This is a genomic window from Schinkia azotoformans, assembly GCF_035811335.1.
GTDB lineage: Bacteria > Bacillota > Bacilli > Bacillales > Bacillaceae_J > Schinkia > Schinkia azotoformans.
Genome location: NZ_JARSMD010000026.1, coordinates 88,253 through 106,857, shown reverse-complemented (window position 1 = coordinate 106,857; position 18,605 = coordinate 88,253). Strand labels below are relative to the sequence as shown.

Below are 18,605 nucleotides of genomic sequence, written 5' to 3'. Positions count from 1 at the left end.
TTATTGAATAGAACCATTTTTTGAAATTTTAAAATTATAAAGTTTATTTTATCATATTCCGTCATGAAGGAAAGAACTTTTATGACCAACTTTAATATTAACAGAAAATCGGATTATTCACCATCACGATATCTTTCTATTAATATGGGTTGAAATTGCCGTCCTAAAATGGCCGCCTCTACAGTATCAACTAGTGCATCCATTCTGGCAACAATTGAATTGGGCTTTTTGATCGGGTCATCCTGCCCAAAAGGAATAAAATATATATTTTTAGTCGCCATTAATTTCATTAAATTCATTCCGTTTAAACCTAAGGCATCATTTGTCGAAATACCTAAAACAACTGGATTTAGATTTCTTAATGTAGCCTTAGCTGCCATTAATACCGGTGAATCGGTCAAAGCATTGGCTAATTTGCTCATTGAATTACCTGTTAAAGGTGCGATTACCATACAATCTAAAGGCATTTTAGGTCCTAATGGTTCAGCTTCAACGATGGTAGTAATGACCTGATTACCTGTCATTTCCTCAAGTTTTACTAACCATTCTTCCCCTTTTCCAAATCTTGTTGTCGTGCTTTTCACTGTATGGGTAGCGACAGGTCTAACATCTGCACCTGCTTGAATGAGTTTTTCAATTTGCGGCATAACAGCATCATACGTACAATGGGAGCCTGTTAATCCAAATCCAATTCGCTTACCTTTAAGAGTCATTTATGATTTCTCCTTTCCTAGTTGCAGCTCTTCGTTGAGTATTTGAGAAATAACATTAGCCACGATTTTACCGGCAGTTTTCGGGGCTACTATGCCGGGTAAACTTGGTGCCAACAATGCTTTTATGCCCCTTTTCTCTGCATATCTAAAGTCTGTACCTCCCGGTTTTGAGGCTAAATCGATAATGACCGTATGCAGCGGCATTTTTGAAATGACCTTCGCTGTTACAACTAGATAAGGTACTGTATTAATAACAATATCGGCCTGTTCAACCTCATCAATTAAATTCGATGTAAAAAACGGCTTTAATCCCATTTCCGTAATTCTTGCAATATCCTCTAATTTTCGGGCACCGACCTTCACTTTTGCCCCTAGACAGGCAAAGGTTCTTGCAACCGACATTCCTACTCTACCTAAACCAATAACAACAACATTGGAGCCATGTATTGTAATATCCGTATGTTGAATCGCCATCATAATCGTTCCCTCTACCGTTGGGATCGAGTTGTAAATGGCAACATCGTTTCGTTCAAAAAGTTTGATTAGCTTCCGTCCTGAATCAGTACAAATCCCGTCTAAATATTGATTGCTAATACCCGAAAATACAATGCAGTGTTCAGGGGTCTTTTTAAGCATTTCTTGTTGTAAGACTATCTTTTCGTTCGAAAAAATGGTCTCCACCTCTCCTGTCATATTTGTACCTTTAACAGGCAAAATGATGGCATCAATTTCGGTAAAGTCCAGCTCGTCAATTTCTTTTTTGGAGGACCCGGAAAAAACGTGATCTAGTTGATTAAATCCAACTAAAGATAACTTTGCATCTAATTCTGTTAATTTACGGATTACCTCTAATTGACGGGCATCACCACCAATAACAGCAATATGCAAATCTGTTAACATTTCATTTTCACCTTCTTTAATGGGTAAAATAATCATGTAAAGATGTCGGAATAGCCTAAGTTTTGTTCTTCCACATCATATGAATGGCATGAAAGGAAGGTGAATAAAAAAAGGCTGATCCCATAGGGACCAACCTTTTAAAACTCATCATTAAAATCGATAATGATCATATCACTGCCAATTTTCTTAATATTTCTCCATGGAATTCGAACTTCTGTACCGTTTTTCTTGAACCCAAACCATTTCATCGTCGGGATGAGAAAGGCCTTTATATGCCCAGTATTCTCATCGATTTCTAAATCAGCCTGACCAAGAACACCCATCCGTTCTCCTTTTTTTAGATCAATAATTTCTTTTCCATTCATTTCACTTAGTCTCATCTTGACGCCTCCTCAATATCTATTGAATATTAGTTGGCAATTTTCCTTCCGGACTAATTAAAGCTACAGAATATTGATCGGTAAAGATCGTGTCCGCAAAATGGTTAACGGAATCTAAAGTAACTGCTGAGATCTGTTCTAAAACTTCATTTAATGAGCGATGACGCTTTAGTAATAATTCATTTTTCCCATTACGGCTCATTCGGCTATTTGTGCTTTCAAGGCTTAGCATTAAGCTGCCTTTAAGCTGTTCCTTGCTATTCGTTAATTCTTTTTCAGTTAACCCAGTTCGTTTTAAGGTTGTTAATGTATCTTGGATGGTTTCAAATAAAATATCTAATTGGTTGCTTGCTGTCCCACCATATATGGCTAATAAACCATTATCTAAAAACGCAGAATGGTAGCTAAAAATAGAATAAGCGAGCCCCCTAGCCTCACGTACATCTTGGAATAGCCGACTTGACATGCTTCCCCCAAGTACATTGTTTAACACAATCAGGGAATAAATATCTTCATGGCCAACCTGTAAACCATTAAACCCGATACATAAATGGGCTTGTTCCGTATCCTTTTTCCTGGCAATTTTTTCATCAATAATGGAAGGAGCACTATATTCTGGTCTTGTGTATTTCGATTCATAATGACCAAAATAGTTTTCAACTTCTTTAATAAATGCTTCATTAATATTTCCTGCAATCGAGATTACAACATTATCAGGGGTATAATAATGATTAACATAATTTCTTAAAGAATCACCGGTAAAGGTTGCCAAAGTTTCCTCAGTACCCAAAATTGGATAGGCAAGTGGATGGTTCCCGAATGTTGCTTTGCTTAAAATATCGTGAACGATATCATCCGGTGTATCTTCGTACATCTTTATTTCTTCAAGGACAACATTCTTCTCCTTTTTTAATTCCTCTTCATCAAAAGTTGAATTAAAGAACATATCCGCTAAAACTTCTAAGGCAAAATCTGAATGTTCATCTAATACTTTTGCGTAATAGCATGTGTATTCTTTAGACGTAAATGCATTTACCTGACCGCCAATACTATCAAAGCTTTCGGCAATATCTTTAGCAGTTCTTGTTTTTGTACCTTTAAAAATCATATGCTCCAAAAAATGAGAAATCCCATTATTTTCTTTTGTTTCATTACGTGAACCTGTTCCAATCCATACACCAATGGCTACTGAGCGGACAGTGGGGATATTTTCGAGTACAACTCTAACACCATTTTGGCAAGTATACTTTTTAATCAAGCGAAATCCTCCTATAATAGCTGAATAAAATAGCTGAATTAAGTTTAATATTTCAATATTTCTTATTGCATCATATCAATATTACCAAGGTATGTCACCTATTTCATATTTTCCCTTTACTTCTTGCTTTTTACTCGTTCTTCACTTAATAATGTTGACACATTTCCAATTTGGTATTCTTTTTCCTTCATTCTAATAATAAGATTTTCTAAACCAGCGGCTGTTGAAGATGTTGGATGCATGAGAATCATTGCACCAGGTGATACTTTATTAGCCACTCTGTTTACCATTTCCACCGGATCCGGCTTCCTCCAATCCACTGTATCAACAGTCCACATAATGAGCTTCATATTTTCTTCCGCAGCAATTTTTACAACTTCATCTTTGTAGCTCCCGCTAGGTGGAGCAAACCATTTGGGCGTAATACCTGTTGTGGCTTTGATTACTTCATTCGTTTTAATAATTTCCTCCTTTATTTGATCTGGAGTTAAATTTTTCATATTCGGGTGTGAGTAGGCATGGTTACCTATTTCATGACCAGCATCAACAATCATTTTTGCAAATTCAGGGTGCCTTTTAACCCAGCTTCCATCTAAGAAAAAGGTTGCTGTTACATGATGCTTTTCCAATGTTTTTAACATGGAGGGGATATACTCATTTCCCCACGCAACATTAATTAAAAAAGTAACCATCGTTTTTTCAGGATGTCCCCGATATATGGGTGATGGTGGTAGATCATTTAAAGTTACCTTCGGTGGTACTTCATCAAAAACTAACTTTTCAGGATTAAATTCCCCTTCTTTTTTCATTCTTTTATACGATTCTGCTACGTTAACTTTTAGGCCATTTAATCCCGGCATTGCTTTCCACACTCTATCAATACGGGCATCCTCCGGGGCAATTTCATACTCATTCTTTTTTTGTTCAATTTCTGCAAAAAGAGGATCTTTTTGTTTTGTAACTGTAACTGCTATCTTTTTTAATGCTCCAACATAATCAGACGTATAAGGGTTCTGCATAGCTCCAAAGGTTATTAAGAGAATAAAGGCAAACCCTACGAATTGCAAAGCCGATTTATTCATTTTGTTCTCGTCCTCCTTCATAAAAAACTATGAATGAAAACAAGGACTTAGAACTGCGAAAAGCGGAAGAGCCCAATTAGCGAAGTTTATGAGTCACTTGGCCCTGGAGCTGGACAACGAGTAACCTGTTCCAATAAAAAAAAGAAGCTGTAGTTTCAGCTTCTTCCTCATTATGATTGTTCCTGTTTTTCCTTTTGCTCTTTAAGAACCGCTTTTCTTGAAAGATTGATTCTTCCTTGCTTATCAATTTCCGTTACTTTTACTAATAACTCATCACCGATAGATACTACATCTTCAACCTTGCCTACGCGCTCTTCAGCTAATTCAGAAATATGAACAAGTCCATCTTTACCTTGGAAAATTTCAACAAAAGCACCGAACTTTTCAATTCGTTTTACTTTTCCAAGATACATTTGGCCTACTTCAACCTCACGAACAATATCCTCAATAATTTTCTTCGCTTTTTGATTCATTTCCATGTCTGGTGAAGCGATAAAGACAGTACCATCTTGTTCGATATCGATTTTTACGCCAGTTTCTTCAATGATTTTATTAATTTGCTTTCCACTTGGTCCAATGACATCACGGATTTTATCAGGATTAATCTTCATTGTTAAAATCTTAGGAGCATATTGAGATAATGCAGTTCTTGGTTCAGAAATAGTTTGCATCATATGTTCTAAAATTTGCATACGGCCTTTTTGGGCTTGAGTGAGGGCTTCTTCTAGAATTTCTCGTGATAACCCCTCAATCTTAATATCCATTTGTAAAGCTGTAACCCCTTTAGTTGTTCCGGCCACTTTAAAGTCCATATCACCTAGATGGTCTTCCATACCTTGAATATCAGTTAAAACAGTATAATCATCACCTGATTTAACAAGTCCCATTGCAATACCGGCAACTGGTGCTTTTATTGGCACACCGGCATCCATCATCGCAAGCGTACTGCCACAAATGCTTGCCTGTGATGTCGATCCGTTTGATTCAAGCACTTCTGATACTAGACGGATTGTATAAGGAAAATCTTTTTCAGATGGAATAACCGGCTCTAATGCACGTTCTCCTAATGCTCCATGACCAATTTCACGACGGCCTGGTCCTCTAATTGGTCCTGTTTCCCCAACGCTAAATTGCGGGAAGTTATAGTGATGCATAAATCGTTTTGATTCTTCAATTCCTAATCCATCTAGAATTTGAACATCACCTAAAGCTCCAAGCGTACAAATACTTAATGCCTGGGTTTGTCCACGCGTGAAAAGGCCTGAACCATGTGTTCTTGGAAGTAATCCAACTTCTGATGACAATGGTCGAATTTCATCAATCTTACGACCGTCAGGACGAATTTTTTCTTTTGTAATGAGGCGACGAACCTCTTCTTTAACAAGCTTGTACATGATTTCGTCCACTTGCCCAAGCGTTCCTTCTGGAAGCTCTTCTCGCTCTTCAAACTTCGCTTTTACACTTGCTTTTACTTCGTTGATAGCATCTTCGCGGGCATGCTTTTCAGCAACTTGAACAGCTTTTTTAATATCTTCTTCAGCTAACGTACGAACTTCTGCTTCAAGCTCAGCATCTACCTCATAAAGCTCGACTTCCATTTTTTCTTTTCCAACTTGACTTACTATTTCCTCTTGGAAGGCAATAAGTCTTTTGATTTCTTCATGACCGAACATGATCGCTTCAAGCATTGTTTCTTCAGGCACTTCTTTAGCACCTGCTTCAACCATATTAATGGCATCCTTTGTTCCTGCTACAACTAAGTGAATATCACTTTTTTCCTGTTGTTCAACCGTAGGATTAATAATAAATTCATTATCAACTCGGCCCACCGTGACACCGGCGATCGGACCTTCAAATGGAATATTAGAAACAGAAAGTGCCAATGAAGAACCAAACATTGCCGCCATTTCTGACGAACAGTTTTGATCCACACTCATTACGATGCTAATGACCTGAACTTCATTTCTAAAACCATCAGCAAATAATGGTCGAATCGGGCGGTCAATTAAGCGGCTTGCCAAGATTGCTTTCTCACTAGGTCGACCTTCCCTTTTAATAAAGCCTCCAGGAATTTTCCCAACAGCATATAAACGTTCTTCATAATTGACTGTTAGAGGAAAGAAACTTAAACTTTTTGGTTCTTTAGATGCTGTAGCCGTTGACAAAACAGCTGTTTCTCCATATCGAATTAAACAAGCACCGTTTGCTTGCTTTGCAAGTTGACCGATTTCTACCGTCAGCTTTCGGCCTGCCCAATCCATGGAGAAGATTTGTTTTTCATGTTCCATGTATCCGAGTACCCCTCTCTTATGTAAATAAAATTGTATAATATTATTTATAACCTAAAATGTTATGATTAATTTATGTAACAAAAAAGCGGGAATAATCCCGCTTTTTGCAAATACTTATCGACGTAATCCAAGTCTTTGAATCAATTCACGATAACGTGTAACGTCTTTGTTACGAAGATAAGTTAGTAAGTTACGACGTTTACCAACCATCTTTAAAAGACCACGACGTGAATGATGATCTTTCTTGTGGACACGTAAATGACCATTCAAATTGTTAATCTCTTCAGTTAGGACAGCAATTTGAACCTCTGGAGAACCAGTATCGTTTTCATGAGTTTTATACTCATTGATAAGCTCTTGCTTACGCTCTTGTGTGATAGCCATCCTATTCACCTCCTCATCATTAATCCCCAATTACCGAGCAAGCGTTGGTGAATCGCGTTGCCAAGCAATGGTTCATATATATTCTTTAGCATATATAGAATACTATTGTTTTAGACAAAATGCAAGTTTTTATCTCTTTTTATTGTCTCTAAATGGCGGATCGCCGCTTCTTTATCCCTTTGTATTTGTGCCATTAATTCGTCTATTGAATTAAATTTCTGTTCAGACCTAATTCGTTTGATCCACATTACTTGAACTTCTTGATCATAGATCGAGTCGCTAAAATCAATAATATGAACTTCAACTGATAGTTTAACAGTGGAAGGATCATGAAAGGTTGGCTTGTAGCCGATATTTAAGACACCCTTATACCAACTGCCAGATACTCTAATATAAACAGCATATACACCAGTATTCGGTAAAATATACTCATCAATATGCTCGATATTAGCAGTTGGAAACCCGATCGTTCTTCCCCGTTTTTCTCCATGGACAACAATCCCTTTTGTTTTATAAAATCGGCCAAGATAGGTTGGAAGCGTGTCAATATCACCATTAAGAATAAGCTTCCGAATTAAAGTTGAACTTATTTTCTCGTTATTCTCCACCACTTTTTCCACTACGGTTTGGGTAAACATTTCCCTTGAATGAAAAGGTAAAGTTTCCATTGTTCCCTTCCCAAGCCTTCCATATGTATAATCAAAGCCGGCTACTACATGTTTACCATGTAATCCGATAATATATTGATCTACAAATTGCTGCGGTAGGAGTTCTGCAAAAGAAGGTGTAAAGTCGACAATAAATAAATAATCAATTCCAATCTTTTCAATTTCTTCAGCCTTATCTTTGATCGATGTAATGCATGCCGCATGTGCATTTGATTTACGCAGAACTACAGATGGATGGGGATAAAATGTCATAACTGCACTGTTAATCCCCAATTCTTCCGCCTTAGCTTTAGCGGTTTTTATCACCTTTTGATGCCCAAGATGCACCCCATCAAAATAGCCTAATGCTAAAACGATGGGTGGTAAATCTTGTTGATTGATTGAATGCGGATGTTTTAGTTCTATAATTTTCATACCTTCACCTGCTATGTATTTCTAATCACCTTTTCTGGTTTCATAAGCCCTTGTTTAGTTGGGTGTGGAATATAAATGGCAACACAATCGTTATTATTATTTAATAGAACAAACCTTTTTTCATTTTCGTAACCTTCAGGAATCGAAAGTACTTGTCCATTTTTCACTTGCATCTCTAGTTTTTCATTAATTTTTAATTTAGTCAAATGGGAAATAGCTCTCTCTAATGGAAATAATTCTAATTCTCCTTTTTCCAACCTTTCCTGAATTTCTTCAAAGGTCAAGCAATCTTCTGACGTAAAGCTTCCCGAAGCAACTCTTGTTAAATTGGACATATGAGCTGGGTATCCAAGCGCCTTCCCTATATCCACTGCTAAGGTCCGTACGTAAGTTCCTTTGCTGGCTTTTACGAAAAAGCGGAAACTATTATTGTTATGATCTAAAAAATCAAAGGAGTCCAATAATTTGAATTCATAAATAGTAATCGTGCGCTCGGGGCGCTCCACTTCGATTCCTTGACGAGCAAACTCATATAATCGTTTTCCATTTACTTTTACGGCTGAAAACATCGGCGGCACTTGAGTTATTTCACCGTGAAACCCATGTAAAACTTCTTTAAGTTCTTCTATTGTTATTTGTCCAATAATTGGTTTTTTCTCAACGACCTCGCCTGATGCGTCCTCGGTTGTAGTAGCTGTGCCAATGGTCACTTCACCTTCATATGCTTTCTGCGATTCTGTTAAATATTCAGCTACTTTTGTGGCACGGCCCACACAAATTGGCAATACTCCATCAACATCTGGATCCAATGTCCCTGTGTGCCCTACCTTTTTTGTCTTTAACAATTTTCTTATTTTAAAAACACAATCATGTGATGTCATACCTCTTGGTTTCCAAAGCGGCAAAATTCCTTCCAATCTTTACCCCCCTATCAGAAAAGGATAGACTATCAAAAGTCTATCCTTGGAATTAATGTTACTTTTACTCTTTTTCCTTGTGTAATTGTTCAAGTAATGTTTCGATTCGATTACCGTATTCAATCGATTCATCAAACTCAAAGAAAATCTCAGGTGTTTTTCGTAGACGAATTCTTTTTCCTATTTCAGAACGGATAAAACCATTCGCCTTTGCTAGAGCTGTTAATGTATTTTGTTTTTGCTCTTCATTACCAAGGACAGTGATGAAAACTTTAGCCTGTTGCAAGTCACCTGTTACCTGAACGTCTGTCACAGTGACAAAACCAATACGAGGATCTTTGATTTTACGGCCAATGATATCACTTAATTCTTTTTTCATTTGTTCTCCGACTCTGGTTGAACGAATATTAGTCATGTAGATCACCTCGACTTTAAAAAACGACTATAGAATTCGCATCGTAAATAATGCATTCACAGTATGCACTACCTATCATTTACGTTCGATTTCCTCCATCACATAAGCTTCAATGATGTCGCCTTCTTTAATATCATTAAAGTTTTTGATCGTCATACCACACTCATACCCTTGACTTACTTCCTTCGCATCGTCTTTAAAGCGTTTTAATGTGTCAACTTCACCTTCGAAAATAACGACACCATCGCGAACAAGACGAATTCCTGAATCACGGGTAACTTTTCCGTCTGTAACATAACATCCGGCAATAGTTCCTACTTTAGACACTTTAAAAGTATTACGAACCTCTACTTGACCGATTACTTTTTCTTCAAATTCAGGATCAAGCATACCTTTCATAGCTGCTTCAATCTCTTCGATCGCTTTATAGATAATGCGGTGTAAACGAATATCAACGTTTTCTACTTCAGCAGTCTTCTTAGCGTTGACATCAGGACGAACATTAAATCCAATGATAATCGCATTAGAAGCAGATGCTAGTATAACGTCTGACTCCGTAATCGCACCTACACCAGTATGGATGATTTTAACCTTAACGCCTTCAACATCAATCTTTTGTAATGATGATGACATTGCTTCAGCAGAACCATGAACATCGGCTTTGACAATAAGATTAATTTCTTTCATTTCACCTTGCTTGATTTGCTCAAATAAATCTTCTAGACTTACCTTGTTTCGCTCCGTGCGTTGTTCTTCAATATGCTTTTGAGCACGGGCTTCACCGACTTGACGAGCTTTTTTCTCATCCTCAAATACGATAAAACGGTCTCCAGCACTTGGAACTTCATGCAAGCCAGTAATTTCAACAGGTGTTGAAGGTGGTGCTACCTTAACGCGACGGCCAAGATCGTTCACCATGGCACGGACACGGCCATACGTACTGCCGACAACAATCGGGTCTCCTACCTTTAATGTGCCATTTTGAACAAGAAGTGTAGCAACCGGTCCACGACCTTTATCAAGATTAGCTTCAATTACAGTACCAACGGCTAGTCTTTCACGATTAGCCTTATATTCCTCAACTTCACTTACTAATAAAATCATTTCTAAAAGCTCATCAATTCCTGTACCTTTAAGGGCAGATAGCATAACAAAAATGGTATCGCCGCCCCAGCTTTCAGGAATTAGATTAAACTCAGTTAATTCCTGCATAACTCGGTCAGGATTTGCACTCTCTTTATCGATTTTATTAACAGCAACAATAATTGGAACACCTGCTGCTTTGGCATGGTTGATCGCCTCTTTTGTTTGTGGCATTACACCGTCGTCAGCAGCAACAACTAGAATTGTAATATCTGTTACACTTGCACCACGAGCACGCATTGTTGTAAAGGCTTCGTGTCCAGGAGTATCAAGGAATGTGATCTTTTTATCGTTAACCTCTACTTGGTAGGCTCCAATATGCTGTGTAATTCCACCAGCTTCTCCTGCCGCAACTTTCGCATGACGAATAGAATCCAATAATGTTGTTTTACCGTGGTCAACGTGACCCATGATTGTAACTACCGGTGGTCTTTCCACTAACTCTTCAGGCTTATCTTCAACAATATAACTGTCAAGATCCGTCATATCAAGGACAACTTCTTTTTGAACCTCAACTCCGAATTCCGATGCAATTAATTCAATTGTATCGTCATCTAAATCTTGATTAATAGTTGCCATAACCCCAAGCATCATTAACTTTTTAATGATTTCAGACGGCTCTTTGCTGAGTTTTTTGGCAAGCTCACCAACTGTTAGTGATCCCTCGTATTTAACCACTTTCGCACTTTCTTCATTTTTAGGTGCTTGTTGTTGATTTTGTTGATGCTGGTGATTAGGATGCTGCCTTTTGTTCTTTGGATTTTGTTTTGTTATTTTATTATCAGCTGTTTTATCCTTTTCTTTGTCTTGCTTCGCTTTTACCTTTTTAGGACCTTTAGCTTTTTTATTGTCGTAATTGTACTTATCATCATCGCTATTATCCGAATCACTTTGATCTGTACTTGGTAAAATTGGTTCTTTTTTAGTTTTCTTTTGCTCAGGCTTCTGTTTATTACTTTCACTCTTCTTAGCCTGAGTCTTTTCATTATTAGTGGTATAAGCCGTATCTAATATCTTTATTGCATTTTCATCAATCATTGACATATGGTTTGCTACCTCGATATTGTTTTCTGTTAATTTAGTAATAATTTCTTTACTTGATTTATTAAGTTTTTTCGCATATTCGTAAACACGCATTTTACTCATACGTTCACCCCCAAGAAAATTAATCGAGCAACTCCACTAATTTCTTTGCAAATCCATTATCTAAAACCGCTACTACTACACGAGCGTCTTTTCCAATGGCCTGACCTAACATATACCGGTCGGTAACACTTTTCATAGGGATCTTATAAAATAGACATTTATCTGTAATTTTTTTCGAAGTATTATGAGAGGCGTCCGATGACAAAATGACTAATTTCGCTTTGCCTTTTCGAATTTCCTTTAATACTAATTCTTCCCCTGATATTAGCTGACCTGCTCGATTGATAAGGCCTAATAAAGACATCCAACGTTCTTGATTCAACCTTTTTACTGCTCCTTTTCAAGAAAAACGAGTATTTCGTCATAGAATGATTCCGGTACTTTTACGTCTAAATGATTTTCAAGAATATTTTTCTTTTTTGCTAGTAGTATGCATTCCTTATCTTTCGATAGATAAGCACCTCTACCTGATTGCTTTCCTGTTGGATCGATAGAGAGTTCACCTTCTTTTGAACGGACTATTCGAATGAGTTCACGTTTTGGCTTCATTTCTTGACTAGCAATACACTTGCGCAATGGTACTTTTCGATTCTTCATCCGGCCCACCCCTACTCTATTTCTTTATCCTCTACATCATCTTGATTATCTGTTAAGTAATCATCTTGTACAGAAAAAAGCGGTTCTTCAAAGTCGGTTGATTCCTCATCTAGTACGTTCTCTTCCTTTGCTTCTGAGAGACTTTTAATATCGATCTTCCAACCCGTTAATTTTGCAGCCAGCCTTGCATTTTGTCCTCTTTTTCCAATAGCTAGCGATAACTGGAAATCAGGAACAATAACCGTTGTTGCCTTTTCCTCTTCATCCACGATTACTTTTACTACCTGGGAAGGGCTTAAAGCATTGGCTACATATTCTACTGGATCCTTTGACCAGCGTACAATATCAATTTTTTCACCTTTCAATTCGTTAACAATGGCTTGGACCCGCTGCCCTTTTTGTCCAACACATGAACCTACAGGATCAACCTCGGGATTATCAGAGTGAACAGCAATCTTGGAGCGGTCCCCTGCTTCCCGCGAAACTGATTTTATTTCAACTGTACCATCATAAATTTCTGGAACTTCAATTTCAAACAAACGTTTTAAAAGTCCAGGATGTGTTCTTGATACGAAAATTTGTGGTCCTTTTGTTGTTTTTTCAACCTTTGTAATAAAGACCTTAATTCGGTCATGTGGTTTGTACGTTTCATTTGGCATTTGTTCGCTTACTGGCAGAAGAGCTTCAATTTTTCCTAGGTTTACGTATATAAATCTGGAGTCTTGTCTTTGAACGATTCCAGTCATAATGTCTTCTTCCCTGTCAATATACTCAGAATAGATGACACCTCTTTCAGCCTCGCGGACACGCTGCGTAACAACCTGTTTCGCTGTTTGTGCTGCAATCCGGCCAAAATCTTTAGGTGTAACTTCAATTTCCACAACATCTTCAATTTCATAATTAGGATTAAGCTTTTTAGCTTCTTCATGTGAGATTTCTAATCTCGGGTCAAACACTTCTTCAACAACTTCTTTTCTGGCAAAGACACGCATTGTTCCTGTTTCAGGGTTTACATCAACTCGAACATTTTGTGCTGAATTAAAATTTCGTTTGTAAGCAGAAATTAAGGCCGCTTCAATCGCCTCTAAAAGAATATTTTTACTGATGCCTTTTTCCTTTTCGAGCAAGGTTAAAGCATCTAATAATTCACTACTCATTGTTTTCTCCCCTTTAAAATAGTCAACCTTAATGGAAGGTAACAGCCAGCCGTGCGCTAGCAACTTTATTGTAAGGAATATCGAATTGTTTTTTTCTTGTTTTAATTAAAACTTCTACTTTTAAGGTTTCCCCATCAAAGTCGATTAACTTCCCTTCGAAGGCCTTTTCTGATTCTATTGGCTCATATGTTTTAATATGAACTTGTTTGCCTATCGCTTTCTTAATATCATCAGATTTTTTTAGCGGCCGTTCAGCTCCAGGCGAAGACACTTCCAAAAAATAAGGATATGTAATAGGGTCTTTTTCATCCAGCTGTTCACTTAATTTTTCACTTACCTTACCACAGTCCTCTATATCAATTCCTTTTTCTGAATCAATGAAAACGCGTAAGTACCAGTTCTTTCCTTCCTTCACAAACTCAATATCAACCAGTTCTAAATTCATCTCAGAAAGTATTGGGAGAACAAGTTCTTCCGTTACTTCTGTTACTTTTTTACTCATATTAAACCTCCTTATCAAAAGAAACTTGCGAATGAGAGATGTCTAACTAATTGATATAAAATTCCCTGCTTTTTTAAAGCAGGGATAAATAGAAAAATTTATGCAATCAATGCTAAAGAAGTAAGTTGAAAACGAAAGAGTGGGTTTTAGCCCACTCTTTAACATTTACCAATATTTTTCGTATCATCGATAAAAATATACCATATTACCGAATTTTATGCAACAAGCGAAAAGCGAAAGCACCCGTTCAGCGAAGTCCACTAGTCGCTGGGCGCTGGAACTAGACATCTAGAATAGCGACAACTGGTTTTGGTCAGGTAATCCTTGTAGACAACCTTGGTTTTCTAGATATTCCAGAACCGTTTTTGATATTTTACTTCGCTGCTGCAAATCTTCTTTAGATAGAAACTCACCATCTTCCCGTGCTTTTACAATGTTAATAGCCGCATTTGTGCCTAAGCCAGGAATGGAGTTGAATGGTGGTATTAAAGTATTGCCCTCAACAATAAACTCCGCTGCACTTGATCGATATAAATCGATTTTTTGGAAGGAGAACCCGCGCTCACACATTTCCAAAGCCAACTCTAAAACAGTTTGTAGGTTTTTCTCCTTTGTAGATGCCTCAAGTCCTTTTGCATTGATTTCTTCAATTTTACTGCGAATCGCATTGCTTCCCTTCACCATCGCTTCAACATCAAAGTCATCAGCGCGAACCGTAAAATAGGCCGCATAAAAAAGAATCGGAAAATGAACTTTAAAGTAGGCTATCCGTACAGCCATAAGAACATAGGCAGCCGCATGGGCCTTCGGGAACATATATTTAATTTTTTTACATGATTCAATGTACCAAAGAGGGACGTTATTATTCCTCATTTCTTCGATAAATTCGTCTGTTAAGCCTTTTCCCTTACGAACGGACTCCATAATTTTAAAGGCCAACGATGGATCAAGCCCCTTGTAAATTAAATAAACCATGATATCATCCCGGCACCCGATTACTTCGCTTAATGTACATGTCCCGTTTTGAATCAATTCATTCGCGTTGTTCAGCCACACATCGGTTCCATGGGATAAACCGGAAATCTGTACAAGCTCTGAGAAGGTACTTGGTTTTGTATCTTCAAGCATCTGTCTAACAAACTTTGTACCAAATTCCGGTATCCCTAATGTACCAGTTTTACACATAATTTGTTCCTCAGTAACCCCGATGGATTCCGGTCCGGAGAAAATTTTCATTACTTCTGGATCATCGGTTGGAATTGTTTTCGGGTCAATCCCGCTTAAATCCTGGAGCATCCGAATGACCGTCGGATCGTCGTGGCCGAGTATATCCAGCTTCAATACATTATCATGGATCGAGTGGAAATCAAAATGGGTTGTTTTCCAATCTGCATCAACATCATCAGCCGGATATTGAATTGGTGTAAAATCGTAGACATCCATATAATCTGGAATAACGATAATTCCACCCGGGTGCTGCCCTGTTGTCCTTTTTACTCCCGTACAACCGGTGGCAAGACGTTCTACCTCGGCGTTTCTAAATGTTAGATTATGGTCAGAAGCATAGCCTTTCACATAGCCAAAAGCCGTTTTATCGGCAACTGTACCAATTGTACCGGCACGATAGACATACTCCTCACCGAATAATACCTTTGTGTAGTTATGAGCCCGCGGCTGATAATCACCTGAGAAATTCAAATCGATATCTGGTACTTTATCACCTTTAAAGCCTAAGAACGTTTCAAACGGAATATCATGTCCATCTTTTTTATATTCTGTACCACATTCCGGACAATTTTTATCAGGCAAGTCAAAACCGGAACCAACTGAACCATCATTAAAAAACTCCGAATGCTTGCAATTTGGACATACGTAATGCGGAGGTAATGGATTAACCTCAGTAATTTCAGTCATTGTCGCAACAAAGGAAGATCCCACCGATCCCCGTGACCCCACAAGATACCCGTCATTAAGTGATTTTTTTACAAGCTTATGGGAAATCAAATAAATAACGGCAAAACCGTGCCCGATGATACTCTTTAATTCTTTTTCAAGTCTGGCCTCGATAATTTCAGGTAGGTTTTCTCCATAAATTAAACGGGCCCGATTGTAACTCATTTCCCGAATTTCCTCATCTGCTCCTTCGATTTTAGGGGTATAAAGCTCGTCTTTAATCGGCTTAATTTCCTCAATCGAATCAGCAATTTTTTTAGTATTTGTAACGACGACTTCCTTTGCTTTTTCTTCCCCTAAAAAGGCCATACATTCGAGCATTTCATTCGTTGTTCTAAAATGAACGAGCGGCTGTGTCTGTCTATTTAGCGGGTTTGCATTTTGAGAAGCAATCAGGATTTTCCGGTAAATATAATCTTCTTTATTTAGATAATGGACGTTGCCGGTTGCAACGACGGGTTTCCCCATCTTTTCTCCAAGTTTTACTATATTTTTCAAAATACTTTGTAGTGCCTGTTCATTCCGAACAAGCTCTTTTTCTATCAGATGATAATAATTGGAAGGCGGCTGAATTTCGAGATAGTCATAAAACTCGGCAATTTGCTCAGCTTCTTCCGGTGATTTTTGCATCATTGCTTCAAAAACTTCGCCTTGATCGCAGCCTGAACCAATAATCAATCCCTCACGATATTTTGTCAGTAATGACCTTGGTATTCTTGGAACCCTGTAAAAATAATCAACATGGGAAAAAGAAATTAATTTAAATAGGTTTTTTAAGCCAATATCGTTTTGAGCAAAAATGATACAATGGGATGGTCTTGACCGTTTATAAGCACCCGATTGCCCCATATTGTTATTTAATTCATCATGATAACGAATTTCCTTTTCATCACAATCCTTGAGCATTTTTAGTAATAAATGACCTGTTGCTTCTGCATCATAAATGGCACGGTGATGTTGTGTTAATTCAATATCAAATTTTTTACATAATGTGTTAAGACGATGATTCTTTAATTCAGGATATAAGTATCGTCCTAATTCGAGTGTATCAATAACTGGGTTGGTTGATTTTTCAAGACCGATTTTTTGCAGTCCCATGTTATAAAAACCCATATCAAAGCTGGCGTTATGAGCAACTAAAATATCATTGCCTACCCAATCCTTAAATTGCTTTATAACAACTTCAATATCAGGTGCATCCTTCACCATATCATCCGTAATCCCTGTCAGTTCAATCGTTGTCGCTGATAGAGGATGATGTGGATTGGCAAAGGCTTCAAAACGGTCAATAATTTCACCGTTTTTTACTTTAACAGCAGCCAACTCGATGATCGTGTCATACACCGCAGAAAGACCAGTTGTTTCAACGTCAAAAACAATGTAGGTCTCTTCATTCAGCAGGCGGTGACTTGGATTATAAGCAATCGGCACCCCATCATTAACAAGGTTAGCCTCCAAGCCATATAATATTTTGATGCCATTTTTTTTACCTGCCGAATAAGCTTCAGGAAAGGATTGAGCAACAGCATGGTCGGTTACGGCAATCGCCTCATGGCCCCACTTTTTTGCTTGTTTAACTAAATCTGAAATGGGGGTCATAGCATCCATTTGACTCATCGGGGTATGGAGATGAAGTTCCACCCTTTTTTCCTCTGCAGTATCCTCTCGCTCATCAGGTTTGATTTCATTGACATCTTGAGCCATCATGACAAGGTCACGGACAAATGTGTCCATTTGGATGCCACCACGCACTTTAACCCACATTCCCTTTTTGATCGCTTGTAGAAGCGACACATCATCTTTATCGCGAGAAAAGATTTTAATCATTAGGGAATCAGTATAATCCGTAATTTTAAAGGTTAACAAAGAGCGACCACTTCGCAGTTCCTTCAATTCACTAAAAAATACATACCCTTGAATTGTGATCCGCCGTTCCTCATCCTGGATTTCCTTAATAGGAACAGGTTCATCTTTAATCATATAGCCAATCGTTACAGGTCCTGTTGGTTCCTCTTGAACCTCCTGTGATTGTTTTTTAGTTTGTTCTGATGATACTAAGGCCTCTAACATTTTTGAACGATCTTCTTGTTCTGTCTGATCTTTAAATTTTGCATACTCTTCCTCTAAATGAATCACTTCAGTTTCAATCGTAAAAGAAGGAAAACCTAGTGTTTGAAAAATAGTATCGAAATTAGAAGCATATTTCTTTTTAATAGCCATGGCTTCAGGTTCATTTCGTACGTTTAGAATAAGCTTATTTCCAAGCTGTTTTGGCACGTGTTCCCTAAACAATGATAAAACTGCTGGTGAAATACCTTCGAGCTGCTCAATAATATATGGCCAATATTCCAAAACGACATTTCCAAAATTGGCCTGTACCGAATAGGTTAGTGAAAATGTCACATTAGCGATTTGTTTAAAAGTATTGATTAAATGAGATTTGAATAGTAAGAACGCTTCAAGAGGTATATGTGTTTGTAATCCAAATTCGAAATGCCATGATTTTTTGCTGCGTTCAATCGTTACTTTTTCAATCCAGGCATCTTGAAAATATGAATCTATTAATATGGTTGGCAAGGATATTTGCTCTAATAATAACTGAAAACGTTCTTTTCTAACCTGTAATTCTTGAGACACTTTTTATCTCCCCCTATGAAACAAAAGGAAGGTACCCCACCAGTGAAG

The 18,605-nt window shown here is 37.7% G+C and carries 16 protein-coding genes; all 16 read right to left on the bottom strand.

What is annotated here, in order from left to right:
• Positions 1 to 113: 113 nt before the first annotated feature.
• Entirely contained in the window at positions 114 to 713 is a 600-nt protein-coding gene (gene dpaB, locus P9E47_RS16460; RefSeq protein WP_326164051.1) for a dipicolinate synthase subunit B, read from the bottom strand.
• On the bottom strand, positions 714 to 1,613 hold the full coding sequence (dpaA, locus tag P9E47_RS16455) for a dipicolinic acid synthetase subunit A (RefSeq protein ID WP_003332595.1): 900 nt from the start codon (positions 1,611 to 1,613) through the stop codon (positions 714 to 716).
• Positions 1,614 to 1,750: 137 nt separating this feature from the next.
• Complete coding sequence (locus P9E47_RS16450) at positions 1,751 to 1,993, bottom strand: YlmC/YmxH family sporulation protein (RefSeq protein WP_003332594.1); 243 nt, start codon at positions 1,991 to 1,993, stop codon at positions 1,751 to 1,753.
• A 19-nt stretch (positions 1,994 to 2,012) separates the two neighbouring features.
• Positions 2,013 to 3,251 (bottom strand): M16 family metallopeptidase, encoded by a 1,239-nt coding sequence (locus tag P9E47_RS16445; RefSeq protein ID WP_003332593.1) that lies wholly within the window; start codon positions 3,249 to 3,251, stop codon positions 2,013 to 2,015.
• A gap of 116 nt (positions 3,252 to 3,367) precedes the next feature.
• Entirely contained in the window at positions 3,368 to 4,333 is a 966-nt protein-coding gene (locus P9E47_RS16440) for a polysaccharide deacetylase family protein (protein WP_003332592.1), read from the bottom strand.
• A gap of 170 nt (positions 4,334 to 4,503) precedes the next feature.
• Positions 4,504 to 6,621 (bottom strand): polyribonucleotide nucleotidyltransferase, encoded by a 2,118-nt coding sequence (pnp, locus tag P9E47_RS16435; protein ID WP_003332591.1) that lies wholly within the window; start codon positions 6,619 to 6,621, stop codon positions 4,504 to 4,506.
• Between the two features lie 117 nt (positions 6,622 to 6,738).
• Entirely contained in the window at positions 6,739 to 7,008 is a 270-nt protein-coding gene (gene rpsO, locus P9E47_RS16430; protein WP_003332590.1) for a 30S ribosomal protein S15, read from the bottom strand.
• A gap of 110 nt (positions 7,009 to 7,118) precedes the next feature.
• Positions 7,119 to 8,090, bottom strand: coding sequence for a bifunctional riboflavin kinase/FAD synthetase (gene ribF / locus P9E47_RS16425; RefSeq protein WP_326164049.1), 972 nt, complete (start codon positions 8,088 to 8,090; stop codon positions 7,119 to 7,121).
• 11 nt (positions 8,091 to 8,101) lie between these two features.
• A complete protein-coding gene (gene truB / locus P9E47_RS16420) occupies positions 8,102 to 9,007 on the bottom strand; it encodes a tRNA pseudouridine(55) synthase TruB (RefSeq protein WP_326164048.1) in 906 nt (301 codons plus the stop codon).
• A gap of 64 nt (positions 9,008 to 9,071) precedes the next feature.
• On the bottom strand, positions 9,072 to 9,422 hold the full coding sequence (gene rbfA / locus P9E47_RS16415; protein WP_003332586.1) for a 30S ribosome-binding factor RbfA: 351 nt from the start codon (positions 9,420 to 9,422) through the stop codon (positions 9,072 to 9,074).
• Positions 9,423 to 9,497: 75 nt separating this feature from the next.
• Entirely contained in the window at positions 9,498 to 11,711 is a 2,214-nt protein-coding gene (infB, locus tag P9E47_RS16410; protein WP_003332585.1) for a translation initiation factor IF-2, read from the bottom strand.
• Positions 11,712 to 11,730: 19 nt separating this feature from the next.
• Complete coding sequence (locus P9E47_RS16405) at positions 11,731 to 12,033, bottom strand: YlxQ family RNA-binding protein (protein WP_003332583.1); 303 nt, start codon at positions 12,031 to 12,033, stop codon at positions 11,731 to 11,733.
• A 5-nt stretch (positions 12,034 to 12,038) separates the two neighbouring features.
• Positions 12,039 to 12,308 (bottom strand): RNase P modulator RnpM, encoded by a 270-nt coding sequence (rnpM, locus tag P9E47_RS16400; protein ID WP_003332582.1) that lies wholly within the window; start codon positions 12,306 to 12,308, stop codon positions 12,039 to 12,041.
• A gap of 11 nt (positions 12,309 to 12,319) precedes the next feature.
• Positions 12,320 to 13,465, bottom strand: a complete 1,146-nt coding sequence (gene nusA, locus P9E47_RS16395) for a transcription termination factor NusA (RefSeq protein ID WP_003332581.1) — start codon at positions 13,463 to 13,465, stop codon at positions 12,320 to 12,322.
• A 28-nt stretch (positions 13,466 to 13,493) separates the two neighbouring features.
• Positions 13,494 to 13,967, bottom strand: a complete 474-nt coding sequence (rimP, locus tag P9E47_RS16390; protein ID WP_003332580.1) for a ribosome maturation factor RimP — start codon at positions 13,965 to 13,967, stop codon at positions 13,494 to 13,496.
• A gap of 288 nt (positions 13,968 to 14,255) precedes the next feature.
• On the bottom strand, positions 14,256 to 18,557 hold the full coding sequence (locus P9E47_RS16385) for a PolC-type DNA polymerase III (protein ID WP_003332579.1): 4,302 nt from the start codon (positions 18,555 to 18,557) through the stop codon (positions 14,256 to 14,258).
• Between the last annotated feature and the right edge of the window lie 48 nt (positions 18,558 to 18,605).